General features: G+C 58.1%; 24 protein-coding genes. 13 read left to right on the forward strand and 11 right to left on the reverse strand.

What is annotated here, in order from left to right; all coding sequences use genetic code 11:
• Window positions 1-43 precede the first annotated feature (43 nt).
• The gene (locus NLK58_RS18690) at window positions 44-709 is read left to right on the forward strand and encodes a response regulator transcription factor (protein ID WP_064227147.1); all 666 of its coding nucleotides are present in this window, start codon (window positions 44-46) and stop codon (window positions 707-709) included.
• Between the two features lie 73 nt (window positions 710-782).
• Here the strand turns inward: NLK58_RS18690 and NLK58_RS18695 are convergent, their stop codons facing one another.
• On the reverse strand, window positions 783-1,766 hold the full coding sequence (locus NLK58_RS18695) for a D-2-hydroxyacid dehydrogenase (protein WP_201257871.1): 984 nt from the start codon (window positions 1,764-1,766) through the stop codon (window positions 783-785).
• 240 nt (window positions 1,767-2,006) lie between these two features.
• Between NLK58_RS18695 and NLK58_RS18700 the strand changes: the two genes are divergently transcribed.
• The 3 genes from NLK58_RS18700 to NLK58_RS18710 are packed head-to-tail and all read left to right on the forward strand — an operon-like array spanning window position 2,007 to window position 3,999.
• Window positions 2,007-3,233 (forward strand): pyridoxal phosphate-dependent aminotransferase, encoded by a 1,227-nt coding sequence (locus NLK58_RS18700; RefSeq protein WP_064227150.1) that lies wholly within the window; start codon window positions 2,007-2,009, stop codon window positions 3,231-3,233.
• Window positions 3,234-3,242: 9 nt separating this feature from the next.
• On the forward strand, window positions 3,243-3,434 hold the full coding sequence (locus NLK58_RS18705) for a CPXCG motif-containing cysteine-rich protein (protein WP_064227151.1): 192 nt from the start codon (window positions 3,243-3,245) through the stop codon (window positions 3,432-3,434).
• Window positions 3,427-3,999, forward strand: coding sequence for a DUF1439 domain-containing protein (locus NLK58_RS18710; RefSeq protein WP_341581441.1), 573 nt, complete (start codon window positions 3,427-3,429; stop codon window positions 3,997-3,999). The genes NLK58_RS18705 and NLK58_RS18710 overlap by 8 nt, the downstream gene beginning before the upstream one ends.
• Window positions 4,000-4,006: 7 nt before the next feature.
• Here NLK58_RS18710 and NLK58_RS18715 read toward each other — a convergent pair whose 3' ends face one another.
• A complete protein-coding gene (locus NLK58_RS18715) occupies window positions 4,007-5,161 on the reverse strand; it encodes an isocitrate/isopropylmalate dehydrogenase family protein (RefSeq protein ID WP_341581442.1) in 1,155 nt (384 codons plus the stop codon).
• A gap of 193 nt (window positions 5,162-5,354) precedes the next feature.
• On the opposite strand from NLK58_RS18715, the gene NLK58_RS18720 reads away from it, so the two are divergent.
• Together NLK58_RS18720 and NLK58_RS18725 are read left to right on the forward strand one after the other, a co-directional pair.
• Window positions 5,355-6,125 carry an EAL domain-containing protein gene (locus tag NLK58_RS18720; protein ID WP_341581443.1) on the forward strand — a complete coding sequence of 257 codons (771 nt, stop codon included), beginning with the start codon at window positions 5,355-5,357 and terminating at the stop codon, window positions 6,123-6,125.
• Window positions 6,126-6,154: 29 nt separating this feature from the next.
• A complete protein-coding gene (locus NLK58_RS18725) occupies window positions 6,155-6,511 on the forward strand; it encodes a hypothetical protein (protein WP_341581444.1) in 357 nt (118 codons plus the stop codon).
• Here NLK58_RS18725 and NLK58_RS18730 read toward each other — a convergent pair.
• From NLK58_RS18730 to NLK58_RS18740, 3 genes are all read right to left on the reverse strand, one after another.
• Window positions 6,508-9,579 (reverse strand): FAD-binding and (Fe-S)-binding domain-containing protein, encoded by a 3,072-nt coding sequence (locus NLK58_RS18730; RefSeq protein WP_341581445.1) that lies wholly within the window; start codon window positions 9,577-9,579, stop codon window positions 6,508-6,510. The two genes, NLK58_RS18725 and NLK58_RS18730, sit on opposite strands and share 4 nt — an antisense overlap.
• The gene (locus tag NLK58_RS18735) at window positions 9,563-10,909 is read right to left on the reverse strand and encodes an MmgE/PrpD family protein (RefSeq protein ID WP_341581446.1); all 1,347 of its coding nucleotides are present in this window, start codon (window positions 10,907-10,909) and stop codon (window positions 9,563-9,565) included. The genes NLK58_RS18730 and NLK58_RS18735 overlap by 17 nt, the downstream gene beginning before the upstream one ends.
• Before the next feature lie 106 nt (window positions 10,910-11,015).
• Entirely contained in the window at window positions 11,016-11,972 is a 957-nt protein-coding gene (locus NLK58_RS18740) for a GlxA family transcriptional regulator (protein ID WP_341581447.1), read from the reverse strand.
• A 77-nt stretch (window positions 11,973-12,049) separates the two neighbouring features.
• Here NLK58_RS18740 and NLK58_RS18745 point away from each other — a divergent pair, with 77 nt between their 5' ends.
• The 3 genes from NLK58_RS18745 to ltrA all read left to right on the forward strand — a co-directional run bounded on the left by NLK58_RS18745 (window position 12,050) and on the right by ltrA (window position 15,725).
• Complete coding sequence (locus NLK58_RS18745) at window positions 12,050-12,991, forward strand: alpha/beta hydrolase (protein ID WP_341581448.1); 942 nt, start codon at window positions 12,050-12,052, stop codon at window positions 12,989-12,991.
• Between the two features lie 52 nt (window positions 12,992-13,043).
• Window positions 13,044-13,931, forward strand: coding sequence for an amidohydrolase family protein (locus NLK58_RS18750; RefSeq protein WP_341581449.1), 888 nt, complete (start codon window positions 13,044-13,046; stop codon window positions 13,929-13,931).
• 426 nt (window positions 13,932-14,357) lie between these two features.
• Window positions 14,358-15,725: a group II intron reverse transcriptase/maturase gene (gene ltrA / locus NLK58_RS18755; RefSeq protein WP_162893738.1), complete on the forward strand. Its 1,368-nt coding sequence runs from the start codon at window positions 14,358-14,360 to the stop codon at window positions 15,723-15,725.
• Between the two features lie 98 nt (window positions 15,726-15,823).
• Here ltrA and NLK58_RS18760 read toward each other — a convergent pair whose 3' ends face one another.
• From NLK58_RS18760 to NLK58_RS18785, 6 genes are all read right to left on the reverse strand, one after another.
• The gene (locus NLK58_RS18760) at window positions 15,824-16,660 is read right to left on the reverse strand and encodes a nitrilase-related carbon-nitrogen hydrolase (protein ID WP_341581450.1); all 837 of its coding nucleotides are present in this window, start codon (window positions 16,658-16,660) and stop codon (window positions 15,824-15,826) included.
• A gap of 89 nt (window positions 16,661-16,749) precedes the next feature.
• Window positions 16,750-17,640: a glycine betaine ABC transporter substrate-binding protein gene (locus NLK58_RS18765; protein ID WP_341581451.1), complete on the reverse strand. Its 891-nt coding sequence runs from the start codon at window positions 17,638-17,640 to the stop codon at window positions 16,750-16,752.
• A gap of 86 nt (window positions 17,641-17,726) precedes the next feature.
• A complete protein-coding gene (locus tag NLK58_RS18770; protein ID WP_341581452.1) occupies window positions 17,727-18,458 on the reverse strand; it encodes an ABC transporter permease in 732 nt (243 codons plus the stop codon).
• Complete coding sequence (locus tag NLK58_RS18775) at window positions 18,455-19,618, reverse strand: ABC transporter ATP-binding protein (RefSeq protein ID WP_341581453.1); 1,164 nt, start codon at window positions 19,616-19,618, stop codon at window positions 18,455-18,457. Before NLK58_RS18775 ends, NLK58_RS18770 begins: the two co-directional genes overlap by 4 nt.
• 33 nt (window positions 19,619-19,651) lie before the next feature.
• The gene (locus NLK58_RS18780; RefSeq protein ID WP_341582827.1) at window positions 19,652-20,275 is read right to left on the reverse strand and encodes an ABC transporter permease; all 624 of its coding nucleotides are present in this window, start codon (window positions 20,273-20,275) and stop codon (window positions 19,652-19,654) included.
• A 154-nt stretch (window positions 20,276-20,429) separates the two neighbouring features.
• The gene (locus tag NLK58_RS18785; RefSeq protein ID WP_341581454.1) at window positions 20,430-21,323 is read right to left on the reverse strand and encodes a LysR family transcriptional regulator; all 894 of its coding nucleotides are present in this window, start codon (window positions 21,321-21,323) and stop codon (window positions 20,430-20,432) included.
• A 153-nt stretch (window positions 21,324-21,476) separates the two neighbouring features.
• On the opposite strand from NLK58_RS18785, the gene NLK58_RS18790 reads away from it, so the two are divergent.
• From NLK58_RS18790 to NLK58_RS18805, 4 genes are all read left to right on the forward strand, one after another.
• A complete protein-coding gene (locus tag NLK58_RS18790) occupies window positions 21,477-22,688 on the forward strand; it encodes an acyl-CoA dehydrogenase family protein (protein ID WP_341581455.1) in 1,212 nt (403 codons plus the stop codon).
• Window positions 22,689-23,068: 380 nt separating this feature from the next.
• A complete protein-coding gene (locus NLK58_RS18795) occupies window positions 23,069-23,890 on the forward strand; it encodes an SDR family oxidoreductase (RefSeq protein WP_341581456.1) in 822 nt (273 codons plus the stop codon).
• A 31-nt stretch (window positions 23,891-23,921) separates the two neighbouring features.
• Window positions 23,922-24,986, forward strand: coding sequence for a phosphotransferase family protein (locus NLK58_RS18800; protein ID WP_117619839.1), 1,065 nt, complete (start codon window positions 23,922-23,924; stop codon window positions 24,984-24,986).
• A complete protein-coding gene (locus NLK58_RS18805) occupies window positions 24,986-25,675 on the forward strand; it encodes a histidine phosphatase family protein (protein WP_341581457.1) in 690 nt (229 codons plus the stop codon). The genes NLK58_RS18800 and NLK58_RS18805 overlap by 1 nt, the downstream gene beginning before the upstream one ends.
• Window positions 25,676-25,679 lie beyond the last annotated feature (4 nt).

Genomic DNA, 25,679 nt, shown 5'->3' on the forward strand with positions numbered 1-25,679 from the left:
GCCTGTGTGTTACCAGGCCACGTACCTGTAAGGAATCTGTTGAATGGCACAAACAATTATCGTCGCTGATGATCACCCGCTGTTTCGCGCAGCATTGAAGCAGGCGGTCAGTCAGGCGGTGCCCGATGCCGAGACGGTGGAAGTCGACAGCATCAAGGCACTGCAGGCGGCGGTAGAGTCGCACCCGGATGCGGATCTGGTTCTGCTGGATCTCAACATGCCGGGTGCCCACGGCTTCTCCGGGCTCGTGTTCATGCGCGGGCAGTACCCGGGGCTGCCTGTAGTGGTAGTGTCAGGTTCTGAGGAATTGCAGGTGATGCGTCGCTCGATTGACTACGGTGCTTCCGGCTTTATTCCGAAGTCGGCGCCGCTGCCCACCATCACTGAGGCGATTCAGGCTGTTCTGGAAGGGGATGTGTGGTTGCCGGAGGGGGTGGCTGACAAGATCGAGCGGATGCATTCGGATGCCACCGACTTTTCCGAGAAGCTGGCGTCGCTCACGCCGCAACAGTTCCGGGTGCTGGGAATGCTGGCCGAGGGGCTTCTGAACAAGCAGATAGCTTATGATCTGGACGTGTCGGAGGCTACCATCAAGGCGCATATCACGGCGGTGTTCCGGAAGCTTGGGGTGCGAAACCGCACTCAGGCGGTGATTGCGATTCAGCAGATGGAGATCGATCCTTCGGATCAGTCGTTGTCTGGTAGCTGATCTGGTTTTACTGGTTTGGATTTGAGACGGGAGCCTTCGGGCTCCCGTTTTTTTGACTGGGGGATAAAGTCGGTTATTTGCTGCCAGCGTATCCCAGTTCTTTATCCACCAGGTTGAACAGCTCCTCGCCCTTGTGCCAGCGGTCGAAGTTCTCCAGGAATTGGTCGGTCAGGGCCCGCTTCCAGCCGATGAAGTCGCCGGCCATGTGGGCGGTCATGGTGACGTTCTCCATGTCCCAGAGTGGGTGATCTTCTGCCAGCGGTTCCTCTTCGAAGACATCGAGTCCGGCGCCGGCAATCTCGCCATTTTTGAGGGCTGTAATCAGATCATTGGTTTTGACGATCGGCCCGCGTCCGATGTTGATCAGGCGGGCGGAGTTTTTCATGGCCTTGAAGGCTTTCTCGTCAAACAGGCCTTCGGTCTGGGGCGTCAGAGGTGCCGCAATCACCACGAAGTCCGCGTGACCCAACTGCTCATAAATATCGTCGTTGCCGTGCACCGCTACAAAATCCGGATCCTCTTTTCTCGGTTTGCGGGCAATGCCGTGTGCTTTTAATCCGGCAGCGCCAACCAGGCGACCAATCTGGCGGCCGATAGAGCCGGCACCAACAACCAGAACCTGCTTGCCCTCAGCCCGCTCAGTATCCCGATGTTTCCACTGGTGCTTCATCTGCAGCCGGATGGAATTCGGGAAATCCTTGGCGAACATCAGGATGGTGCAGAGCACATACTCGGCAATGGTGCGGTCGAAAATGCCCCGGGCATTGGTCACGGTGACATCACCCTTGATCAGGTCCGGGAACATCAGCGCATCGACGCCAGCACTGGTAGCGTGGATCCATTTCAGCTTGTCTGCCGTGTGCCAGGCGGCCGCCAGGGCCTCTGTGCGAAAGTCCGTCACCATCATGATGTCGGTGCCGGGCAGGGTGTCGCGAAGGGTTGGCTCGTCACAGGCAAAACGCACATCCGCGCGGGCCCTGACTGCGTCCATCCCCGGCGGTTCCTGCTCCCCTGGCGCGGTGAGAACGGTAACAACAGGTTTGCTGTGCTGAGTCATTGAGCCTCCGCTTTTTGTGATGAATGACTATGTGTGACTGATGATCGCCCATGAGGGTATTTACAGTCTGGTCGGCAGGTACTGTCGGGTCAACTTGCTGGGCAACAGATTTTGCTCTGACGGCGGTGATGGCGGTACTTTCACGTACATCATCTTTATGACGTTTTGTCTTGTAGAGGCCTTTCATACTGACTAACCTGCAGGAGTAGATTCTATTTGCCCCGTTTGCAGGAGGTGTTTATGGCAGAAGCCGCCAACAAAGAAACCGGCCAGACCAAACCGCGTAGAGTGAAGTACCGGAAAACCAAGGCCAGTTGGAACCCTGCCATGCAGGCGATCCCGGTGCCGGGCATCCGGCGCATGGTGAATATGGCGGCCACCATGAAGGATGTCATTCATCTTTCCATCGGTCAGCCGGATCTGCCGACCCCCAAGCACGTAATCGATGCCTATATCGATGCGCTCAATGCGGGGCAGACCGGCTACACCATGGATGCCGGTCTGCCGGAACTGCTGGTGGCCCTGCGTGACTACTACGGCAAGCGTTACAACCGCAAGCTGACCCGGGATAACATCCTGATTACCAGTGGTGCCACAGAGGCCATGTACCTGGCGATTTCCGCTACCTCTGCGCCAGGTCGGCAGTTTATCGTGACGGATCCGTCATTCCTGCTCTATGCACCACTGATCCGAATGAACGGTGGTGAGGTGAAGTTTGTCCAGACCCGGGCGGAAAACAACCACCAGCTGGACCCGGATGAGGTTATCCGGGCCATGGGGCCCCGTACCTTCGCGCTGATCCTGAACAACCCCAACAATCCGACCGGGGCGGTTTACCCGCGCAGTACCGTTGAAACCATCCTTGAAGAGTGCGCCTACCGGGGCATCCAGGTCTATGCGGACGAAGTATACGATCACCTGATCTTCGACGATGACGACTTCGCCAGCGTGCTGAACTGTTCGATGGACCTGGACAACATCATGTGCATCAGCAGCTTCTCGAAAACCTACAGCATGGCGGGGCTGCGTGTGGGGTGGGTGATTTCCAGCCAGGCCGCTATCAAGTCGCTGCGGCGCTACCACATGTTCACCACGTCGGTGGCCAACACGCCCTCCCAGTTTGCCGGCGTGGCCGCTCTGACGGGGGACCAGCAGTGCGTTCGCGATATGGTCGATATCTATCGTGAGCGTCGGGACAAGGTGGTTGAGCTGGTTGACCAGACGCCCTACATGACTGGCTACAAGCCTGGTGGTGCCTTTTTTGCGTTTCCCGATCTGCCGCCCCATGTGGATGGCTCGGATCTGGCCCTGCGGATGCTGAAAGAAACCGGCGTCTGTATGGTGCCCGGTGATGCCTTCGGCGAAGGGTGCACCAACGCCGTCAGGATCAGTTTTTCCACAACCTGCGAGAAACTGGAAGAGGCGTTTGATCGCGTCATCCCGTGGATGGCCAAGCAACAGTTCTGAGGTGATGACATGTCAGCCCTGGACTCGGTATTGATTCAGTGCCCGTATTGCTGGGAGACGCTGGATATCAGCGTCGACCCCTCAGTGCCGGAACAGGAGTATGTCGAGGATTGCCAGGTCTGTTGCAGGCCCATCCTGTTGCATGTGGTTTTTGACGACAATCTGACGCCTCAAGTGGAGGCCCGTGCTGAAAATGAATAAAACGCCGCTGTATATCTTTCGGGCGCTACTGGTCCTGATGCTGGCGCTCGCCAGCGGCTGTGCCAGTCTGTCGCCCTATTCGATTTCCGAAGGTGAGCTGGAGAGGCATCTCCAGGATGTGGTGAGCGAATTTGATCGCAACCAGTTGAACAGCGGGTCGCCGCTGAGTCTGAGTCTCGATGATGCAGACATTACCCTCGGGCCCGATGGCCGGGACGTGGCAGTGATCGATGTGAGGGGGCAGGTTGCCCTGAATGCGTTGATGGCGAAGTTGCCCGTAGATATTGCCTTGAAGGTTGAAGGTGCGCCGGTTTATGACAGCGCTGAAAAAGCCATTTTCATACGACGGTTGCAGCTTCTGGAGAGCAGTATCGACTCTCCCTTCTTCAAAGGGGATCTGAAGCCTGTAACCGATACGGTGATGCGGCTCGTGGCCCAGATGCTGGAGACCATGCCGGTGTACCGGCTGGACGAAACCGACTTCGCCCAGCGTATGTTCGGAATGATGCCCGTGGATGTGCGGGTGGCGCCTGGCCGACTTGAATTCGTCATGGCCGACCAGTAGCCCTTATTTACTGAGACAGCCTCTCGCAGATCGCAGAGCCGATTTCGTGGGTGCCTCGCCGGCTACCGGAATTTTCGGCAAGATCTGCAGCCACTGCATCGAACAGTTCTTTGCCCGCGGCGGCAATGGCTGGATCTTTGCGCCCCAGCCATTCGAGCATGCGGGCGGCGGTGAATAGCATGGCTGTGGGGTCCGCCAGGCCCTGTCCGGCGATGTCCGGAGCGCTGCCGTGGGTGGGTTCGAACATGGAAGGCATATCCGGATCGGTTGGGTTCAGGTTGCAGGAAGGCGCAACCCCCATGCCGCCTGACAGCACCGCAGCCAGGTCTGTCAGGATGTCGCCCTGCAGGTTACTGGCCACCACCACGTCGAATGCCCAGGGGCTTTGCACGAACTTCATGCAGGCTGCGTCCACCAGCTCATGATGCGTGGCCACATCCGGGTACTCTTTGCTGATTTCGTCAAAGGCCTCGGTGTACATATCGCCCCAGTAGCGCAGGGCATTGCGCTTGGTTACCAGGCACACCTGGCTTTCGCAGGTTCGGCCATCCAGTGTCCGGAATGTCCGCGTCCGACCTTCCTTTACCCGATCTGCAGCACGGTTTCGAGCCTGCTCAAACCCGTAACGGATGATCCGGTCGGTTGCCTTACGCGTGAACACCTCCATCTGCGTGGCTACCTCGTCTGGCATGCCCTTGCGTAACCGACCACCCTGGCTGACGTACTCACCCTCCGAGTTTTCCCGAATCACCAGCATGTCGATGTCCTTGGCGCGCTCATCCGCCAGGTACTGGCGGGCACCGGGAAGAAGCCGGGCCGGGCGCTCGCAGACCCACTGGTCGAACCCTTTGCGCATGTCCAGCAGGGGCGCCAGGGAGATACTGTCCGGTAGCAGGTAGCGGTCCGGATCGTCCATCGGGCCCGGATCGCCGAGGGCGCCCAACAGAATGGCATCGTACTTCTGTAACTGCGCCAGGGCATCCGCCGGCATGGACTCTCCATGTTCTTCGTGCCAGGCGTGGGAGGGCCAGGGGAATCGCGTCCACTCGATGTCCAGGCCGTGTTTGGCGCGCAGGGTTTCCAGGCAGCGCACAGCCTCGGCCACCACTTCGGGGCCTATGCCGTCGCCCGGGGTTACAGCGATACGGGTAGATTGGGCCATTCGGGAAACTCCTTTTGTGGACAGACACGTATAAACGACAAACCCCAGTTTAGTCATGTAAACGGGGGATGCCACCGTTTGACATGCTTTAACCATAAAGTGGTTTTACCGGGGAGGGGTTCGAAGCTATATTGGATTGAAAATACGTCTTATTGACAGTGTAAAACCGCCAGAAGTGAAGTCAGGAGTTGAAGTGAACCAACCCGCCGTATTATTTGATGAGTCTCATTGTGAGCAATGCGCCTGTGGGGAAGGGTTGGATTTTTCCTTTACCTTTGCGTTCCAGCCCATCGTTGACGCTCTTAACAAATCCGTCTACGCCTATGAAGCCCTGGTAAGGGGGACCGAAGGTGAGGGCGCCATGAGCGTTCTTTCGAAGGTGAATGAGCGCAATCGCTATGCATTTGATCAGGTCTGTCGGGTCAAGGCCGTCAAGCTTGCGGCCCGGCTGAAAATGGAGCCAATGCTCAGCATTAACTTCATGCCCAATGCAGTGTACCGAGCCGAGTACTGTATTCGGACAACCCTTGCAGCGGCCAAGACCTACAATTTCGATACTCGTAAAATTATCTTCGAGCTGACCGAGGATGAGGCGCTGACTTCAACCTCTGTTGATCACCTTGTGTCCATCATCGAGGCCTATCAGGAAATGGGGTTCAGTACGGCTATTGATGACTTCGGCGCTGGCTTCTCCCGTTACAACATCATGATGGCAAGTCCGCCCAATCTTCTTAAACTGGATATGGCACTGGTTCGTAATATTCATACCGAGCCGAACAAGCAGGCGGTGGTGGCCGGGATTATCACGATGATGAAACAACTGGGCGGTGAGATTATTGCCGAGGGCGTCGAAACCGAGGAGGAATATTTCTGGTTGCGGTCGCAGGGAATTAATCTCTACCAGGGCTACCTGTTTGCCAAACCGGGTTTTGAATGCCTACCGGAGCCCGAGTTTCCGGCATAAACTGCCCCTGAACCGATAGGAACGACATCTTGCTATACCGAATGATCACCATTGTTGGCGGACTGGTTTTTGTCATCATCCTGTTCGCCCTGATCTGGTTCTTCTGCAAGAAATTTCTGGAGCACCACGGCGTTACTGACCAGGTAAAAGACCGCGCCATAGTTCTTGCTACCTGGACCTTTGCCGGTATCAGCGTTGGGTTGGTTTTTGCAGTAGTCGGTGCTTTCGTCCTGGGCCCATGGGCGTTCTACCGAACCCTCAGGGGCCATGATGTTGAAATATCCGATGGCGCTGCTGTCTTGTGGGGGCTTGGCATCGTCGTGGCCTCCCTGGGCATCACGGCTATCGGATTTTTCGGTTTCCTGATGCTGGTTGGCGCCTATTAAAGTTCACGCGTAAGTTTTTGGGCTTTGAATTGGTCCCGCAGATACTCTAGCGGGTGTCTGACCTTTACGCGAGCGAACCGCTTTACCTGTGATCGGCAGGAATAACCTGTGGCAAGTAAATCATTGGAGTACTCGAGGTCCTTCCTCACCTTCGGGCCCCAGGAAAGCTCGTAAATGGCTCTGGACGTTTCGAGGTTCCGGGTTTCATGCCCATAAGTGCCAGCCATTCCACAGCAGCCTGTAGCTTCAATATCGATTCCGATACCCAATGCCTCAAACACGTCCCGCCACTGGTCCATACTGCCGGCGGCGTTTGTCTTCTCCGAGCAGTGGCCCATCAAGGTCACCTGCGCCCCTGCCGGCGCTTTAAAACCTAGAGAAATTTGTTTGATCTTGGCGGCCAGGAACTCCTGGAGCAACATCACGCTGGGAACGTCCGGGCCAACGTATTTCCGGTATTCCGACCGGAAAGCAAGTGTCATCGAAGGGTCGATGCCAACCAGAGGGATGTCGTACTTTGTATGGAACTTCAACAGGTTGGAATGCCTGCCTGCAATGGTCTCAAACTGTCTGAGAAAGCCATGAACGTGAAGCGGTTTCCCATTCGGGTGGAAGGGCAGCAACCAGATCCGCAAGCCAAGATATTGAAGCGATTCAAGGATGGCGGCGAAGGTATCGGTCTCAAAGTAGCTGGTGAATGCATCCTGCACGATGATCAGCGACCGGGCCCGTTCCTCCTCGCTCAGGCCTGCCAGCTCTTTGTCATTCACTACACCGATGCCCAGCCCTGCGGCGGCCGCGACGGGTGTCCGTGCTGCAAGTAGGGGGCTGTCCACCATGCCAATGTTGCGGACCAGCGCCTTGACCGGTGCCCAGCGCATGAGGCTATTGTAAAAGGGGCGGGCGATGGGATTGGCGATGAAGGGAATCAGTTGCTCCAGCCTGCCGATCAGATGATCCTTGAACGGGCGCAGATAGCGGCCGTGGTACAGATGCATGAACCGGGCGCGGGCTTCGGGAATGTTGACTTGGACAGGGCATTGGCCGGAGCAGGATTTGCAGGATAGGCATCCGTCCATCGCTTCCCGGACTTCATTTGAAAAGTCGTACTGCCCCCGGTTACGCGCCCGGGTATTCCGAAACCTGGCGGGCAGGCTCCGAAGCGCCGGGGTGGAGTCTGTCTGTGCCGCGAGCGATTCGGTGTCCAAACCTTGCTCCCCGAGCAGTCTGAGCCATTCCCGAACGAGGGAGGCGCGACCCTTTGGAGAGTGCCGGCGGTCGCGAGTCGCTTTCCATGACGGGCACATGGCATCGTCCGGGTCGAAGTTGTAGCACGCGCCGTTGCCGTTACAGTTCATGGCGTCCGGCTGGCTGCCTCGGCTGGCAACCGGAATGGTGCGATCCAGTGCTCCGCGCTGCCTGGGCTGATCCAGTTTTACCAGCGGGATTCGGGCATCGGGTGTCGCAATTTTGCCGGGATTGAGTTGATTGTGGGGGTCAAAGGCCCGTTTTACGGCCTGCAACTCTGGGTAGAGGTCCCCGAAAAAGCCGGGCGCGAATTCGGAACGAAAGCCCTTGCCATGCTCGCCCCACAGCAGGCCATGGTACTTTTGCACCAGTGCGACCACTTTCTCGGTGACTGAACGAACGATGTTGATTGTTTCCGGATCCTTAAGGTCTAGGGCCGGGCGGACATGCAGCACGCCTGCGTCCACGTGCCCGAACATGCCGTAGCTCAGCCCCTCGCGGTCGAGGACCTCGCGAAACTCACCGATAAAGTCCGCGAGATGTTCCGGCGGCACGGCTGTGTCCTCAACGAACGCCACAGGGCGGGCCTCACCGGAAGTTTTGGCCAGCAGTCCCACGGCCCGTTTGCGCATTTTCCAGACCTGGTTGACCGCCTGTTCCCCGAAGGCGACGGCGTAGTGGTAAGCTGGCGTCCGTTTTGGATCGTCCAGCAGCTCAGTCAATGTTCTCACAGCACGGCGAACCTCTTGCTCGTCGCCTCCGGTAAATTCCACCAGGTTCACGCCCCGGGTCGGGGAGTCCGGTGGGGTCGGAAAAAATGGCGCCACGTCTTGCCAGATGATGTCACTCCTAGCAAGTTCCAGTACCTTGCTGTCGATGGTTTCAATTGAGGCCGGGCCGGCTTCCATCAGGGCACGGGCATCCCGCAAGGATGCGTCGAAACTGTCGTACTGGACCACCACCAGAGCCTGGTAATCGGGGATCGGCACCAGATTGATTTTTGCCTCGACAATGAAGCCCAACGTACCTTCGGAACCACACAGTACGTTGTTGGCGTTGAGCCGACCCTGTCCATCGCGGAGGTGGGCCAGGTCATAACCGGTCAGACACCGGTTCAGCCTGGGAAAACGCTGCTCGATATCTTCTCGGCGGCGGTCCCAGATACCCGCAAGGGTTCGGTAAATATCACCCGCCAGCGAGGCTTGTCCGGTCGCGGCTTTCTCCTGTTCGGCATCGAGGGCACGGGTATGCAGCAGGCTGCCATCCAACAGGACGGTTTTCAGCTCCAGGACATGATCCCTGGTCTTGCCGTACATGACCGACCCCTGGCCACTGGCATCGGTATTGATCATGCCACCGATGGTAGCCCGGTTGCTGGTGGACAGCTCCGGCGCAAAAAACAGACCGTGGGTTTTCGCGGCTGCATTCAACTGATCCTTCACGACTCCCGCTTCGACCCGCGCCCAACCCTCGGCGGCGTTGATTTCCAGGATCCGGTTCATATGACGGGAGAGGTCCACCACAATTCCGTCTGTTAATGACTGACCGTTGGTGCCGGTACCTCCGCCACGGGGACTGAATACGATATCCGCCCAATCAGCTGTTGTCGCGAGGCGAGCCAGTGCCTGGACATCTGCCTTGTCCATCGGGAAAACCACCGCCTGCGGCAGCACTTGATAGATAGAGTTATCGGTCGCCAGTACCGTTCTAGTTGCGTAGTCCTGCGTCATTTCTCCCCGGAAACCCGAACCCTTGAGCGTCTCCAGGAACTCAAGGTAGCGGGACTGGGTCGGTGTTATTTGCTCAAGTCGCGGTAGCATGGTTGAGACTGTTTTCCTGTTGGTTCTGGTGGGGGTGGGACTGGGTCAGTTGTGCCAGGAGTTCTGTCACAGGTTGGTCAGACAGTTCGTGAACGGCCCACTCCAGGCAATTGGCTTTCGGCCCGAGGGCAGGCTCGGCTAGTTCGTAAAATTTGGTGACCAGTTCGCTTTGGGCAATCGGGTTGCCCGGCGTGCCTCTCGCCTCGAACCGGTCGCTGACCAGTTCCCGGCCATCGTTCAGTCGGATTGCAACAGTGGCATATCTATTAGCCGGGAAGCAGGCCGTGAACTCGGCAGATTCGGACAGCTGGACTTTTCCGATCAGCCGCAAGACCTCGGGGTGGTCCAGATCATTGGTTACCGACTGCTGGTTCACCGTGCCGCGGTGCAAAGCACAAGCCACCGCCCAGGGCAGGCTGTATTGGGCCTCTTCGGTACTTTGAGGCCGGGACGTATGCAGTCGAATCGCCTGATGAAAGCTGGTGACTCGAATTTCCTCGACCTGCTCCATGTCGGGTATTGAGGCCCGGAGCGATAGCGCGGCTTCCACAGAAGGTTGGGCCCAATAGCACACTGGGTACCGTTTGAAATAGGTATTTAGGAAATGCCAATGGGTACCGAGGTCCCGCCAGAGATCGGCTTCCTCGAGAAGTAATGCGGGGGCACCGGTAAAGCCAGACCTGGCCAGCAGTGCGGCGGAAATACCGGTCATGGCGCCCCAGCCAGAGCCGTCCTTCAGCATGGTTGGATGATCTATGCAGCGCATCATCTGGCTGCGTGGACCGTAGAACTCGGCGGCGCCGAGGGCCTCCGCCAGTTGCCGTGGCGTCACTCCCATTACCCGGGCCGCCACAGCGGCCACGCCCAGGCAGTTCCACGCACCGGAGGTATGGTAATCGCAGGCTGAGCCATGAAGGCTGATACCGGCGCGAATGGCAATCTCATAGCCGATGGCCAGCTCCCCCAAAAAACGTCGTCCCGACAGGTCCTGTGTTTCGGGCAAAGAAAGGAGCGCGGGCAGGATGGCAACACCGGCATGACCCTTGGTCAGCACATGGCCATCATGGGCATCCAGGGCGTCAATCAGCCAGCCGCCATAAAGGGCTGCGCCGGCACTTGAGGCCTGACCTTCCGCGAACAGTAGCGGCTGTCTGCCAGGGTACTGATTGCTTACAAACTCAAGGGCTATCCGGGCGAGGGGCGTGCTGGTTGCAGCTGCTGCCACGCCCAACAGGTCCAGCAGGCAGGTCCGGGCCAGGTCATAGACCTCGGTCGGCAGAGCGGTGGCATCAAGCTCCAGAATCTTCTTTGGTACTGACAGGTTGGGCATGGAAGGCACTCGATATTATTGTGCCTCCATCATTGAGGTTCACGGTCTGGCCGACTGCAAATAATGCGACATGGGCTTTAATAAAGCCGACAAATTCTATTCAGCCCTACTCCCGTTTCTGCCTCTGCTCCCGGGGTGTCAGTCCGAAGCCTTTGGTATAGCAACGGGTAAAATAGGAAGTCGAGTTAAAGCCACAGGCGGTGGAGATTTGGGTAATGCTCATGGTGGACTGAAGCAACAGGTGTTTCCCCCGCTCCAGGCGCAATTGCATGTAAAAGGCGTTGGGTGTGGTCCGCAGGTGAGTTCGGAACAACCGTTCCATCTGGCGTGTCGACAGGCCGACCTTCTCGCCGATCTCCGTGAGATTCAGAACCTCCTCGGTGTGGTTTTGCATCAGCTGGATGACCTTGAGCAGGCGCGGATGATTCGTGTTATGCCGGAACTGGAGTTCCATCCGCTGTTTGTCATTGGCCGGTCGGATCTGGGGATGGATGAACTGCTCAGCGCACCCCATGGCGAGATCTGCCCCATGCTCCAGGGCGATCTTGTGGCACATCATATCGAGGCTGGCCAGCCCGCCTGAGCAGGTCATGATGTTGCCATCGATCTCATACAGTTCCCCGGTCATGTTGAGTTCGGGAAACTCCTCCTCAAAGCTTTCCTTGTTTTCCCAATGTATGGTGCATCGGTGATTGGAAAGGAGCCAGGCGCGGGCTAGCAGGAGAGAACCGGTGGAGGTGGCACCTAGCGCCACACCACGGCGTGAGAGCTGACGCAGCCATTCAAACAGCTTTTTGTCCCTGATAACGGTGGCGCCGATACCGGCGACCACGATCATTAGATCAATATCACTGGTTTCATCAAACCGCCGGTCCGGACTGATTGGCAAGCCGTTGCTGGCGGCCACGGGCTGGTTGTCCTGGGAAAAGATGTGCCATTCGTACAGCGGCTGCTCGCTCAGGCGATTGGCCGCACGCAGGGGTTCCATGGCCGCGACGAACGAAAGCATGGAGAACTGTGGAATGGCGAGAAAGCCGATTTTCCGGGTTTCCGGTTCTGTCATTGGGTTGCCTGCACGGAATGTCGCTTTTTTAGCGCATGATGGCGTTTTATTAAATTTTTGTCGATCCGGATTTTCTGATGATGGGACCCGTAGTCGTTAACAACAACGCCCATTGGCAGGAACCCGACATGATCGAACAAAAAGTGAAATTTCAGAGCGACAAGCTCACCCTCGACGGCGCCTTCTTCAAAAATGAGGAGCATGACGATCCGCGTCTGCCCATCGTCATCGTTTGCTCCGGCTTCACCGGCCAGAAAAACATCCACCCCGAGCGTTATGCTCGGTTCCTGACACAAAAGGGCTTCACGGTATTCGGCTTTGACTACCGCGGCTTTGGCGAGTCGGAGGGTGAGCGTGAGCATGTCCTCATTGAAGAGCAAGTTCGTGATATCGCCAATGCGGTGGCAGTAGTTGCCGAGCGCGCAAAAGAAGAAAAGCGCAAAGTTGTCCTGGCTGGCTGGGGCATGGGCGGCGGCCTTGTGCTGGACGCCTTCCGCGTCTGTGAGGACCAGGTTCACGGTCTGATCGCGATGAACGGTTTCTACGACGCTGTGCGTGTTCAGAAGGCCCTGCGCGGTGAGCATGGCTGGAAGCAGTTCCGCGCCTTTATGGCTAAAGAGCGTCTGCGCCTGGCTAAGGGCGGAGAGGCCCAGGGTATTGACCCGTTCGAGATTTATCCGCTGGATCCGGTCAGCCGCGAATACGTATACACCGAGCTGGTCAAGGCGCCCGGTTATGGTGTGACTTCCACGTTCGATTTTGCAGATTCGCTGATCAGTTTCCGCCCGGAAGCGCATCTTGATGAACGCTTCGCTCAGATCCCGCTGCTGATAGCCCACGGCGCCGAGAACGACCTGCACCCGGTGACCGAAGCTCGCTCTCTTTATGCCCGCTACCCGGGTCCGAAGGAGCTCTTCCTGCTTGAGGGTGGTGGCCATACAGAGTGGATGCTGGACGAGAATCCGAAGTTCCAGACCTTTGCCGGCAAGATCGCCGACTGGATCACTTCCACATTCTGATAGCTCCCCTGCGGCGGCCACTGGCCGTCGTTTTCCCTTCGAGTGACCGACTATGAGTTCTGAAATTCCCTTCTGTGAGGCAGCCCGCACGTTGGTGCGCCGGCCGGAAGTGGCGGTTCCGGCGAAGAGCTGTGACACCCACGCTCATGTCTTTGGCCGACACGAGCACTTCCCCTTTACCCCTAACCGCACCTATACGCCGCCAGAGGCGTCTCTGGAACAGTATCTCGAGCTGCATCAGATGCTTGGTATCGAGCGGGGTGTCTTGGTACAGCCAAGTGTCTACGGCACCGATAACAGCCTTCACTTGCAGGCACTCCGGCAGCTCAGGGAGTGGGGATATGACTATCGCGGCGTGTGTGTGGTCGCCCCGGAAGTCTCCAGCACTGAGCTTAAGGAACTCCATGAGGCCGGATTCCGGGGTGTTCGGATGAACCTGTTGTTCCGGGGTGGCCTGCAATGGAATGACGTTCTGGGGCTGGCAGATCGAATTGCAGATCTGGGCTGGCACCTTCAGTTCCTGATCAACGTCTCTGACTGTGACGACATTATGGATCGTGTTGCGGAGCTGCCGGTTCCTGTGGTTTTTGACCATATGGGGCATATGCCCGCGACCCTGGGCACCGACCAATCGGGCTTCCGTAAGCTGCTCCGGTTGTTGGCGGGCAACAGGGCCTGGGTGAAACTCTCTGGCAGCTATCGGGTTACTTTGCAGGACGAGTATCCCTATCCGGATGTCGAAGAAATCGCCCGCGCATTGGTGGCTGCCAATGCCAACCGATGTGTCTGGGGGTCGGACTGGCCCCACCCTCATTTCTCGGGGCTGATGCCGGATGATACCGACCTGCTGGAAGACCTGGCCGTCTGGGTACCGGACGAGGAGGCCCGGAAACGAATCCTGGTATCCAATCCCGTCCGCCTGTATGGATTTGATGATTGAAGCGTTGATGAAGATGTTCTTCGGGCGGACATGGCCGCCCTTTTTTAGTGCGCCCGGCATGGGCGCACTCCTGGAGGTGCAAGTCCTCCCGTAAGCTGGCCACAGCGAACGAAGTGAAGCGCAACTGCGGAAGGGCGACCAACTGTGGAGAGGAAGCGTGGAGCGTAAACCGTGAGCCGATGAACAAGAATCGGATATAAGGCGCTGCCGAGCAGGGCGAGCGGGCTAGAAGCCGCGAAGCTCTTGTGGCCAAGGCGATGCGGCGTAAATCCGGCGGTTGTGCGGTGAAGGAGTGTGTTCTTACCCGGGGATATCTCGCCTTATGCCTGAAAGGGCAACGTGGCAACACGGAGCGAGAAGTCAGCAGAGGCCATAGTAGTTTCCGGAATGGAACGAAGGGCCGAACGAGAAGGAGCGTCAAACGCCTTGTCGATGAGCATTGTACGGCATCAGATGCCCGCGCCAGCGGGGCGGGTTACGGAGCGGGAAGGTGAAGCCTTGCCAGATGTGACCAGCGATGAAACAGGACTCCCGCGACGAGAACCGGAGGGCGCAGGGCGAGGCCTGCTTGAGCAGGTATTCGCACGAGAGAATATGCAACGGGCATGGAAGCGCGTGAAGGCCAACAAGGGAGCGGCGGGTATCGACGGTCTGGACATTGCCCAGACAGCCGAACACCTGCAATGGGCCTGGCCGGATCTCCGGCAACAATTGCTGGAAGGTCGCTATCGGCCTCAGCCTGTCCGTCGGGTAGGCATCCCGAAACCGGACGGAAGTGAACGGGAACTGGGTATCCCCACCGTGACCGACCGTCTGATTCAACAGGCACTGTTGCAAGTGCTGCAACCTCTGATCGATCCAACCTTCAGCGAGCACAGCCACGGCTTCCGCCCGGGCCGTCGGGCTCAGGATGCGGTTTTGGCTGCACACCGCTATGCCCAGCAGGGCCACCACATCGTGGTGGACGTCGACCTGTCGAAGTTCTTCGACCGGGTCAACCACGACATCCTGATCGACCGTCTGAAGCCGCGTGTGAACGACACCGGAGTCATCCGGCTGGTTCGGGCGTATCTGAATGCGGGCATTATGGATGGCGGAGTCGTCATTGAGCGACACGAAGGCACGCCGCAAGGCGGGCCTCTGTCGCCTTTATTGGCGAACGTCCTGCTGGACGAGGTGGATCGGGAACTGGAGCGCCGGGGCCACTGCTTCGCCCGCTATGCCGATGACTGCAACGTCTACGTACGCAGTCAGAAAGCCGGTGAGCGAGTGATGCGACTGTTGCGTCGCTGTTACGGCAAATTGCGCTTGACGATCAACGAATCCAAAAGCGCAGTCGCCAGTGCGTTCGGTCGAAAGTTCCTCGGCTATGCCTTATGGCAGACGAGGGACGGAGACGTCCGGCGCGCGGTATCAGCCAAGGCGTTACAGGCGTTCAAGTGGAGGATCAGGCAACTGACCCGACGCAACGGAGGGCGCAGTATTGAGCAGGTGGTAGAGCAACTCCGTAGCTACCTGTTGGGATGGAAAGGGTACTTCCGGCTGGCGCAAACGCCACGCATCTGGCGGTCGCTGGATGAGTGGTTACGCCGTCGCCTAAGAGCCTTGCATCTCAAACAGTGGAAGCGGGGCAGGACCATTTACCGGGAACTGCTGCGCCTTGGCGCGAGTCCCTGGGTTGCGGAATCAGTGGCGGCCCTGAGCCGTCGCTGGTGGCATAACAGTCGGTCTGCCATTCACAACGTGCTGACGATTGCCTACTTTGATCGGTTGGGCGTGCCGCGTCTCTCGTGATACCTCAACGTCTCGAACCGCCCGGTGCGGACCCGCTTGCCGGGTGGTGTGGGAGGGGCGGAGTCTAGTGGCTCCCCCCTATCCCGATTGCCTTGAACTCAGTACTGATCGTCGAGCAGGCGTCGGATCAGGCGGGTGTTGGAATCCCGCACCGTCGGCATCTCGAAACGGGCGCGGTCGATGGACTCCTGATTCAGCTCTGCCTGAATAAGACACTCCCGGTCTTCTGCAGATGCGAGGATTTCTCCCTTTGGACCGAGGATACAGCTCCCGCCCCAGAACCAGAGATCTTTCTCGTGACCATAGCGGTTGGCCATCACCATCGGCGTGCCGTAGATCATGGCGTAAAAGCTGACATTGGTCTTCCAGTTGTCCTCGTTAGAGAAGTTCTCACTGACAACACCGGAAGCAGAATTGATCGGTGCCAGCATCAGTTCGGGCTGCTTCAGGAAAGCGCAGTGGGTGAGGGCAGGGTTCCACAGGTCCGCACAGATCAGGCAGCTGGACTCCCAGTGCTCGCGGATTTTCACGTTGCCGATCTGGCTGCCGGAATGGAACCATTTGCCTTCTTCCAGGCCGCCATAGGTGGGCAAATTGAGTTTGCGATGAACATGAAGCACCTCACCATCCCGCAGGTATGCCATGGCGTTGTACAGTTCGCCTGCCCGTGCCCGCTCTACAAAGCCGACCACAAGTGTGATGCCTTTTGCCTGCCTGGCGAGGCTGAGCAGGGCCGGATCGTCTTTTCGCATGGCAACGGTGGGTGCATCACGCCCGACCTGGTAGCCGGTCAGCGACAGCTCAGGGAAGAGCAGTAGTTCCGCCCCACTTTGACGAGCCTGCTCAGCGTATTCGCGGTGCCGTTCAAGGTTGGTTTCAACATCCAGCAACTGGCTGTTGATCTGTGCTACGGCCACATTGAGGTTGGTAATCATGTCGGCTTCTCGGTGATTGAATGACGGGTATACAACGGCAAAAGCCCTGTGAACCGTCGAGGCGCACAGGGCGTTGTCTGACTCAGGGGTCAGATCAGGTCGTTCTGCTCAAGGAAGTTACGGGCAACCTTCTCGATTTCTTCTTTCTCGACGTCCACCTGGGCGTTCAGACGGGACATTACCTCGTTATCCAGCAAGCCGGAAAGCTTGTTGAGCTGGTCGTCCAGTTCCGGATTCTGTTCCAGAACTTCCTGTCGCACCACCGGCGTGATTGCGTAGTCCGGGAAGAAGTTCTGGTCGTCCTCCAGAAGTACGAAATCAAATGCCGGGATACGTCCGTCAGTGGCGAAGACCAACGCCAGGTCCACTTCACCTTCTTTCAACGCAGTATAGGTCAGCCCTGAGTCCATACGCTTGATCTGGTCACGGGGCAGTTTGAAGTCGTAAGCTTTGGCAAACGGACGGAAGCCGTCTTCACGGGCGTACCACTCGGCGTTGCTGGCCAGGACCAATTCCTTGCCATCGTTGATGGCGGCGGCCATGTCACTCAGGGTCTTGATGCCCATGGCGTTAGCTTCTTCTGACTGCATTGCCAGGGCATAGGTGTTGTTGGCGTCAGACGGATTTAGCCAGACGAGGCCTTTTTCCATGTCCAGCTCGCGCACTTTTTCATAACCTTCCTGACGGCCGAGTTTTTCCTTGACGTCGTTGTAAACGATCAGGCCAGTGCCGGTGTACTCCCAGTACACGTCCACCTGACCATTTTCCTGGGCGGATCGCAGAACGGCACTGCCCATGCCCGCCCGGGTATCCACGTCGTAGCCCTTGGCGCGCAGGTACTGCGCAGTCATGGAGGTGAGCAGTTGTTGTTCGGTGAAGTTCTTGCCACCGACCACGATCGTTTCGGCAGTTGCGATGCCACCGAAGGTCATGGAGATGGCGAGTGTCGCTACAGATGCCAGTTTTTTGAGGGTTTTCATGTTTCAGTGCTCCATGTGACTTCTTGTTTTGTGGCTACCCCGCGCGGAGTGGCCAGTTTTCAAATCCCGGGCCGCTTTATGCGGCCTCAGGCACGGGATGGATTGACGCCCCGGGGAACCATCAGGAACGCGCAGGCGGCGACCAGTATGTCCACCGTGATGGCGAGAAGGGCGGTCATGAGGGCTCCGGCCAGCATCATTTCGGTATCGAACAGGTCGATGCCGGTGAAGATCAGCTCGCCCAGACCGCCACCGCCGATCAGGAACGCCAGGGGCACGGTACCTACGTTAATCGCCAGCGCCGTCCGGATGCCTGCGAAAATGACGTAGGTAGCGTTTGGAATTTCCACACGCAGCAACATCTGTCCCGGTGACATTCCGATGCCCGAGGCAGACTCCTTGAGGTGCGCGGGAACCCCTAGTAACCCGGTGTAGGTGTTGCGCACGATCGGCAGCAGTGAGGCGATGAACAAACCGAATACCGAAGGAATGAAGCCGATGCCAAGAAGACTCATGGACAACGCCAGGATTGCCAGGGTTGGGATCGTGGTGCCCACGTTCAGCCCCTGCATGGCCCACTCAGAAACCTTGATGAAGCGTGGCCGGCTTAGGATAACCCCGAGCGGGATACCTACGGCAATCGCCAGCGTTCCTGAAATGGCAGTCAGCTGAATATGCTGTTTGGTCAGGTAAACAATGTCTTCCCAGTGGAACAGCATGCCGTCAATCAGACCCGAGCGCTGGAGGTAAACCCCCAGCAGGAGGACGACAACCAGTGCCGGCAACTGGAAGAAACGGGACTGTTTGAGCTTTTTCATGTGGCCACCCTGAAACGCCGCACGTTCTGGTCATCACTGCGGGATGACTTGTAGGTCGCACCCAGATAGTGGGTAATGCCGCGCTGGGTCACCACGCCCATCAGCTTGCCCTGTTCGGATACGCAGGGCAGCCAGGTGGCGTCGTGGGTAAACATCTTGGAGGCCACGGTACGGAGGTCGTCCTCGGGGCGGACGACGGTACGCAGGTTGTAGCTGTGCTGGCCGCATTTGCCCTTGGCTGTGGTGGCCACGCTGCGCGAAACATAACCCACGGGCCGGTCACTGCCGTCGACGATGATGATGGCGCGTTCGTAACCAGCATCGTCCATGCGTTGCAGGGCAGTGGCGAGCGAGTCTTCGGCGGTGACAACACTGGATTCACCTTCCAGCACCTCGGAGACGGTTACCAGTTGCAGGCGTTTCAGTGCCCGATCCCGCCCCACAAAGCCCTTGACGAATTCGTTGATCGGGTGCGAAAGCAGGTCATCGGGAGTGTCGTACTGGATCAGCTTGCCGTCCTTGAAGATGGCAATGCGGTCCGCCATCTTCACGGCCTCATCAATGTCGTGACTGACGAACATGATGGTCTTCTTCAGTTCCCGGTGCAGCTTCAGGAACTCGTCCTGAATTACTTCCCGGTTGATAGGATCGATCGCACCGAAGGGCTCATCCATCAGCATGACGGGGGGATCTGCAGCCAGGGCGCGGATGACTCCGACCCGTTGCTGCTGGCCGCCGGAAAGCTCGTTCGGGTACCGCTTGAGGAAAATGGCGGGGTCCAGGGCGACCATTTCCAGCAGTTCCGAAGCGCGCTTAAGGTAGCGGCTTTTCTCCCAGCCGATCAGCTTCGGCACGATCGAAATGTTTTCCTCGATGGTCATGTTCGGGAACAGGCCGATCTGCTGGATGACATAGCCTATGTTCCGGCGGAGGGAGACGGTGTCCTGGTCGGTGGTGTCCTGGCCGTTGATCAGGACACGGCCGGAGGTCGGGTTGATAATCCGGTTCACCATTTTCAGGGTGGTTGTCTTGCCGCAACCGGAGGGTCCCAGCAGAACGCAGATTTCACCCTGCGGTACCTCCATGTTGATATGGTCGGCGGCAGTCACTACACCACGGTCGGTATCAAAAATCTTGGTCAGGTTGTCGAGTGTAATCATGTTCCGTATCCCGGTTGTTGTTATCTCGAGGAATCAGAGGCCCCTGGGGGTCAATTTGCGTTGCAGCGACAGCAGAGAACGATCGGCCACAATGGCCAGAAGGCTGACGGCAATCGCGCCCACCACCAGTTGCCGTGGATCGCTTTGCGAGATCCCGCGGCTGATCAGCACGCCCAGGCCACCGGCACCGATATAGGCCGCAATCGCCATGACGCCGATGTTCATAACCACAGCCGTGCGAACCCCCGCCATGATGACCGGCACGGACAGTGGAATTTCCACTTTCCTTAGCCGCTGGGCACTGGTCATGCCAATACCCCTGGCTGCCTCGCGAAGACCGGGGCTGACGTTATTAATGGCAGTGTATGTATTCCGGATGATGGGTAGCTGGGAGTACAGCAGCACAGCAATAACGGCAGGCAGATAGCCAATCCCGTGGCCAATGGTTGAGAGAATCGGGATCATGATTCCGAATAACGCAATGGATGGGATGGTGATGAGAACCGACGCCACGTAAAGCACAACTGTGGCAATGCGCTCGTTCTGGGTGATCGCAATGCCAATCGGAACGCCCGTCAGCGTTGCCAGGCCCACAGCGACGACCACCAGACTGATGTGCTCGAGCGTGAGTTTGCCCAGCAGGTTCAGGTTGGTCATGATGAAATCAAGGATTTCCACAGCGGAGCCCTCTTTTTGTGAGTTGTAATCGGCAGAAGTCCACGTTCTGATCACGTTAAACCAGGGGCAGAACGTGAACTTTAACGAAAGCGTCGTTAAAGCGAAAAATAACGACAGTAGGCTGGTAGTCTTTTCAGGCGATAGAGCGGAGCTGTTCCCGGAACCAAAGCAGTGCTGGCTCTCTCTCGTAAGCCCTGTGCCAATAGAGGTGAACGTCGATGGACGGCAGGTCTGCCGGCGGATCCATGATCCGGATGTTGGCTCGCTCGGCAATGATGCGGGCATAAGCCTCTGGCATGGTCAGCAGCAGGTCGGTCTCCTCCACAACCCGGCAGGCTGCGTAGTAATGTTGGCACCTTAGCCGGATGCTGCGCTGAACCCCCAGCCTCGATAGCTCGAAGTCCTCAATCCCGGGCCCCTCGGTCCGTGACGACACCAGTACGTGTTTTGCCGACAGGTACCCTTCCATATCCAGAGTGCCGTCTGCCAGTGGATGTCCTTCCCGGGCCAGAACCACCAGCCGGTCGCGCCGCAGCAGTTCGTGGGACGTCTGGTTGCTCACGGGCAATAGCACATCCACAGCAAAATCCAGCTTGCCCGCCGCCAGTTGCGTCTCCATATCACGGCGCGCAATACGCTGACTGACGATCTCCAGTTCCGGGTAGGCGTCCAGACGCGCCATCAGGCGGGGCAGGAAAGTGGATTCCAGGATGTCCCGCAACCCGAGTGAATAGGTTTTGCGCTGGGTGGCCGGATCAAACGCATGAAACTGGTTTACCGCGCCCTGGATCTGGGTGAGGCCCGGTCGCATGGACTCGAGGAATCGCCGGGCCAGGGGCGTTGGTACCATCTGATTGCCCTGGCGGGTAAACAGAGGATCATCAAAATGGTCCCGGAGCCGGGACAGCGAGTGACTGACCGCAGGCTGTGTCAGATGCAGTGCCCTGGCCGCGCGGGTCAGACTTCCTTCCCTGTAGATGGTGTCGAATACATGCAGCAGGTTCAGGTCCAGGCGGTTGAGGGCCATGAGCGCGTCCGTTCTTTCGAAATTTGGAATAAGTTTGGTTAATAATAAACGATAAGAATAATTCAGTCGCGTAATAGTTAAGTCATCCCTAGACTGGTCTCAACGTGATTATTCCGTGCACGCCACCGTGCAACCGTTAGCGAGGAGACGGCGATGGATTTCAATATTTCCGAGAAAGGGCAGGATTATCTCAACCGCGTGAAACAGTTCATGAAGGATGAGATTTTTCCAATCGAAGAGCAGTACCACAAGGAGCTTGCCTCCCTGGATAACCGTTGGGTTGTGCTGCCGATCATTCGGGAGCTGAAGGAAAAAGCCAGGGCCCAGGGCCTCTGGAACATGTTCTTCCCGGACGAAAAATACGGCTGCGGCCTGCTGAACTCCGACTACGCCCTGATTGCCGAGGAAACCGGGCGCAGCTTTATTGCGCCGGAGATCTTCAACTGCAACGCGCCGGATACCGGCAATATGGAAGTGCTGATCCACTACGGCTCCGAAGAGCAGAAAGCCGAGTGGCTACCCCGGCTGCTCAGCGGTGAGATCCGCTCCGCCTTCTGCATGACCGAGCCGGCGGTTGCCTCTTCCGATGCCACCAACATGGAAGCCACCGCTGTAGTCGAAGGCGACGAAGTGGTTCTGAACGGCCGCAAGTGGTGGAGCACCGGTATCGGGCACCCCGACTGCAAGGTGGCGATCTTCATGGGCCTGACGGATCCGGACGCCCACAAGCATCGCCGCCATTCCATGGTGCTGGTGCCGCTGGACACTCCGGGCGTCAAGATCGAGCGTATGCTGCCGGTATTCGGTGAATACGACGAGCCCTACGGCCATGGTGAGGTGCTGTTTGATAACGTCCGATTGCCCAAGAGCGCATTCATCGCCGGCCCGGGCCGCGGTTTCGAGATTGCCCAGGGCCGTCTGGGGCCAGGTCGTGTGCACCATTGCATGCGCGCGATCGGTGCGGCGGAGCGCACACTGGAGATTCTGATCAAGCGTGCCACCACCCGGGAGGCCTTCGGGCGGCCGATCGCCAAGCTGGGCGGCAACCCGGATATCATTGCCAATGCCCGCATGGCCATTGAGCAGGCTCGTCTGCTGACGTTGAAATGCGCCTGGGCACTGGATACCAAGGGCATCATGGGGGCATTGCAGGAGGTCTCGATGATCAAGGCGGTGATTCCGTCCATGTTGCAAACCATTGTGGATCAGGCCATTCAGATTCACGGTGGTGCCGGGGTCAGTGATGACGACTTCCCGCTGACGCAGCTGTTTGCCTATGCTCGAGTGTTACGCCTGGCCGACGGGCCTGATGAGGTGCATCGGGCTATGGTGGCCCGGTTGGAGCTTCGTAAGTACAAGCTCTGAGCCTGACTCAAGAGTCAGCGGAGCCTCATCGTTTGGTGCCGGGAGCAGGTGGGAGACGGTTTCTGAAACACGCTCCTTTCGGCACATCCATGTGACGCTTGGGCTCCGCCATCCATGGCTCCGCACAGTTTCAGAAACCGTCTCCCACCCGCTCCTTCAATCTTAGGAGTGGGCTGCTGGTTTTGGAGATGAAGATCAGCTAACTCGAAAGTTCGGGAGCTGGTGCCGGGCAGGCCTTTCCAAAACCTTGCGGAGCCATGGATGGCGGAGCAGAGCGTACATGGACGTATTCACAGCGTGTTTTGGAAAGGCCTGCCCGGTAGCAGCTCTTGCACCAAAAAAAAGAACACGAACTCCAAACCTAACGGAGAAGAACAGCGATGACACAGAGAGTATTCATAACCGGCGGAGCCAGCGGTCTCGGTCGGGCGATTGCATTGCGGTACGCCAAAGAAGGCGCCAGAGTCTGCATCGGCGACATTAACCCGGAGCAGGGGGGTGGCGTTGAGAAAGAGATTACCGCAGCCGGAGGCGAGGGCTACTACGTCGAGTGCGATGTTCGACGCCTGACCGATTTCGAAAAGGTCCGCGATGATCTCGTGAAGAAATGGGGTGGCGTTGATGTGGTGGTGAACAACGCCGGTGTGGCGTCTGCCGGTTCCATCGAAGATACCGCCATGGCGGACTGGGAGTGGATTCTCAATATTAACGTGCTGGGTGTCGTTCGTGGCTGCAAGGCGTTCACGCCCCAGTTCAAGAAGCAGGGTTCCGGCACATTTGTGAACATCGCCTCCATGGCGGGCCTGATGCTGGCACCGCTGATGGATAGCTACAACGTTTCCAAGGCCGGGGTTATTGCGCTGTCTGAGACCCTGAGTCAGGAGCTGCGGGACGACGGCATCCATGTAAGCTGTGTCTGCCCGGCGTTTTTCCAGACCAATCTGGCCAGCAGCATGCGCTCGGACCTTCCCGGAATTCAGCAAAATGTGAACAAACTGATGAAGCGTTCCAGTATTACCGCTGGGGATGTGGCTGAGGACGTTGTAAGGTCAGTGCAAGACAAGAGTTTCTGGGTGCTGCCCCACGCCAAAGAGCGCCGCATGTGGATGCTCAAGCGGCACGCGCCCAAGGCCTTTGACTGGCTGATGCATCAGGAAAGCAAGCGCTGGATGAGCAAGATGGGCGGTAAGGCCAAGGCCTGAACCCAACACATGAACAAGAGGAGAGCCCTGAATGACCCAGATTGATGAGGCGATGGATATCCGTGAAGGCGAAGAGCTGGATATAGCCGCTGTAGACCGGTTCATGAAACAGGCCATTCCTGACCTCGCAGGCGAGCCGGACATTCGCCAGTACCCAGGCGGTGCCTCTAACCTGACCTACCAGGTGGATTACGGCGACCATTCCTACGTTCTCCGTCGGCCCCCGTTCGGCAAGATCGCCAAATCGGCCCACGATATGCTGCGTGAGGCAAGGGTGATGCAGGCTCTGAAGCCGGTCTATCCTTACGTGCCCAACATCATTGCCATTTGCGATGATCACGACGTGCTGGGCTGCGATTTCTACGTGATGGAGCGCCTGAAAGGCATCATTCTGCGCCAGGATTTCCCGAAGGACTTTGAGCTCAGTGAGGCGGACACCCGCAAGCTCTGCCTGAACGTGATTGGCAAGCTGGTGGATCTGCACTGTGTGGACACCAGGGCGGCGGGCCTGGATAAGCTGGGTAAGGGCGAGGGCTATGTGCAGCGCCAGATTGGCGGCTGGAGTGATCGCTTCCGCAAGGCCCGCACGGAGGATGTCGGTGACTTTGAGGCGGTGATGGGCTGGCTTGACGACAAGATGCCGGCGGACACTGCCCAGGTGGTGATCCACAACGATTTTCGCTTTGACAACGTGGTGCTGAACCCGGACAACCCGTTTGAAGTGATTGGCGTTCTGGACTGGGAAATGGCCACCATCGGCGACCCGTTGATGGACCTGGGTAACAGCCTGGCCTACTGGATCGAGGCGGATGACGAGGGGCCGTTCCAGATGCTGCGCCGGCAGCCCACCCATCGCCCGGGTATGCTGACCCGCAAGGAAGTGGTGGATTACTACATGGAGCAGTCCGGTTTCAAAGCCGACAACTTCGACTTCTATGAGATCTACGGTCTGTTCCGCCTGGCGGTGATCATCCAGCAGATTTACTACCGTTTCTATCATGGCCAGACCAGAGACAAGCGCTTTGCGGCCTTTGGTCATGCCGCCAATTATCTGGAGAAACGCTGCCAGCGACTGATTTCGGAGAGCGCCCTGTAATGGCAACCATCTATCTGGTGCGCCATGGCCAGGCCAGTTTCGGGAAAGAGAACTACGACCAGCTCTCGCCCTGCGGGTGGGAGCAGGGCCGGGTTCTTGGTCGCTGGTTTGCCGGAAAGGTTGAGCCTGCGGCGGTTTTTGGTGGCGATCTGGAACGACATCGTGAAACGGTCGAGGCCATCACCACCGGATACGGGACCGAGTTGCCGGATATGCAGGTGGTACCGGGTTTCAACGAATTCGACCACATCACGGTAGTGGCCCGTTATCGCCCGGAGTGGAATGACCGTGCGGTGATGGCCAGAGATCTCAAGGCCTTCCCGAAGCCGGCCAGAGCCTTCCAGGAGGCCTTCGTGCAGGCAGTGCGCCGCTGGGTATCCGGCGAATTCGACCATGAGTATGACGAGAGCTGGCCTGAGTTCAAGGCACGGGTACTGATCGCATTCGAGGAGATGATTGAGTACGCCGATGGTGGCGATGTGCTGGTGGCAACCTCTGCTGGTCCGGTTTCGGTGATTGCCCAGCACCTGCTCGGGCTGGACGATGCCAAAGCGCTGGGGCTGAACGAGGTGATCGCCAACACCAGCGTCACCCGGGTCCTGTATTCAGGCCCCCGGCGCAGCCTGGCCGTGTTTAACAACTACAGCCACCTGGAAGCGGACAACCCCGCCCTGGTGACATTCCGATAATGCA

It is taken from the genome of Marinobacter metalliresistant (genome assembly GCF_038098645.1).
GTDB classification, from domain to species: domain Bacteria; phylum Pseudomonadota; class Gammaproteobacteria; order Pseudomonadales; family Oleiphilaceae; genus Marinobacter; species Marinobacter metalliresistant.

Excerpts from the sequence above, each read along its gene's own strand:
- NLK58_RS18790 (WP_341581455.1), top strand. The coding sequence starts at position 21,477 with ATGGATTTCAATATTTCCGAGAAAGGGCAGGATTATCTCAACCGCGTG.
- NLK58_RS18735 (WP_341581446.1), bottom strand. The coding sequence starts at position 10,909 with ATGCCCAACCTGTCAGTACCAAAGAAGATTCTGGAGCTTGATGCCACC.
- NLK58_RS18715 (WP_341581442.1), bottom strand. The coding sequence starts at position 5,161 with ATGGCCCAATCTACCCGTATCGCTGTAACCCCGGGCGACGGCATAGGC.
- NLK58_RS18740 (WP_341581447.1), bottom strand. The coding sequence starts at position 11,972 with ATGACAGAACCGGAAACCCGGAAAATCGGCTTTCTCGCCATTCCACAG.
- NLK58_RS18800 (WP_117619839.1), top strand. The coding sequence starts at position 23,922 with ATGACCCAGATTGATGAGGCGATGGATATCCGTGAAGGCGAAGAGCTG.
- NLK58_RS18775 (WP_341581453.1), bottom strand. The coding sequence starts at position 19,618 with ATGATTACACTCGACAACCTGACCAAGATTTTTGATACCGACCGTGGT.
- NLK58_RS18745 (WP_341581448.1), top strand. The coding sequence starts at position 12,050 with ATGATGGGACCCGTAGTCGTTAACAACAACGCCCATTGGCAGGAACCC.
- NLK58_RS18785 (WP_341581454.1), bottom strand. The coding sequence starts at position 21,323 with ATGGCCCTCAACCGCCTGGACCTGAACCTGCTGCATGTATTCGACACC.
- NLK58_RS18805 (WP_341581457.1), top strand. The coding sequence starts at position 24,986 with ATGGCAACCATCTATCTGGTGCGCCATGGCCAGGCCAGTTTCGGGAAA.
- NLK58_RS18695 (WP_201257871.1), bottom strand. The coding sequence starts at position 1,766 with ATGACTCAGCACAGCAAACCTGTTGTTACCGTTCTCACCGCGCCAGGG.
- NLK58_RS18780 (WP_341582827.1), bottom strand. The coding sequence starts at position 20,275 with ATGACCAACCTGAACCTGCTGGGCAAACTCACGCTCGAGCACATCAGT.
- NLK58_RS18710 (WP_341581441.1), top strand. The coding sequence starts at position 3,427 with ATGAATAAAACGCCGCTGTATATCTTTCGGGCGCTACTGGTCCTGATG.
- NLK58_RS18760 (WP_341581450.1), bottom strand. The coding sequence starts at position 16,660 with ATGATTACCAACCTCAATGTGGCCGTAGCACAGATCAACAGCCAGTTG.
- NLK58_RS18750 (WP_341581449.1), top strand. The coding sequence starts at position 13,044 with ATGAGTTCTGAAATTCCCTTCTGTGAGGCAGCCCGCACGTTGGTGCGC.
- NLK58_RS18730 (WP_341581445.1), bottom strand. The coding sequence starts at position 9,579 with ATGCTACCGCGACTTGAGCAAATAACACCGACCCAGTCCCGCTACCTT.
- NLK58_RS18770 (WP_341581452.1), bottom strand. The coding sequence starts at position 18,458 with ATGAAAAAGCTCAAACAGTCCCGTTTCTTCCAGTTGCCGGCACTGGTT.
- NLK58_RS18765 (WP_341581451.1), bottom strand. The coding sequence starts at position 17,640 with ATGAAAACCCTCAAAAAACTGGCATCTGTAGCGACACTCGCCATCTCC.
- NLK58_RS18795 (WP_341581456.1), top strand. The coding sequence starts at position 23,069 with ATGACACAGAGAGTATTCATAACCGGCGGAGCCAGCGGTCTCGGTCGG.
- NLK58_RS18700 (WP_064227150.1), top strand. The coding sequence starts at position 2,007 with ATGGCAGAAGCCGCCAACAAAGAAACCGGCCAGACCAAACCGCGTAGA.
- NLK58_RS18690 (WP_064227147.1), top strand. The coding sequence starts at position 44 with ATGGCACAAACAATTATCGTCGCTGATGATCACCCGCTGTTTCGCGCA.
- NLK58_RS18705 (WP_064227151.1), top strand. The coding sequence starts at position 3,243 with ATGTCAGCCCTGGACTCGGTATTGATTCAGTGCCCGTATTGCTGGGAG.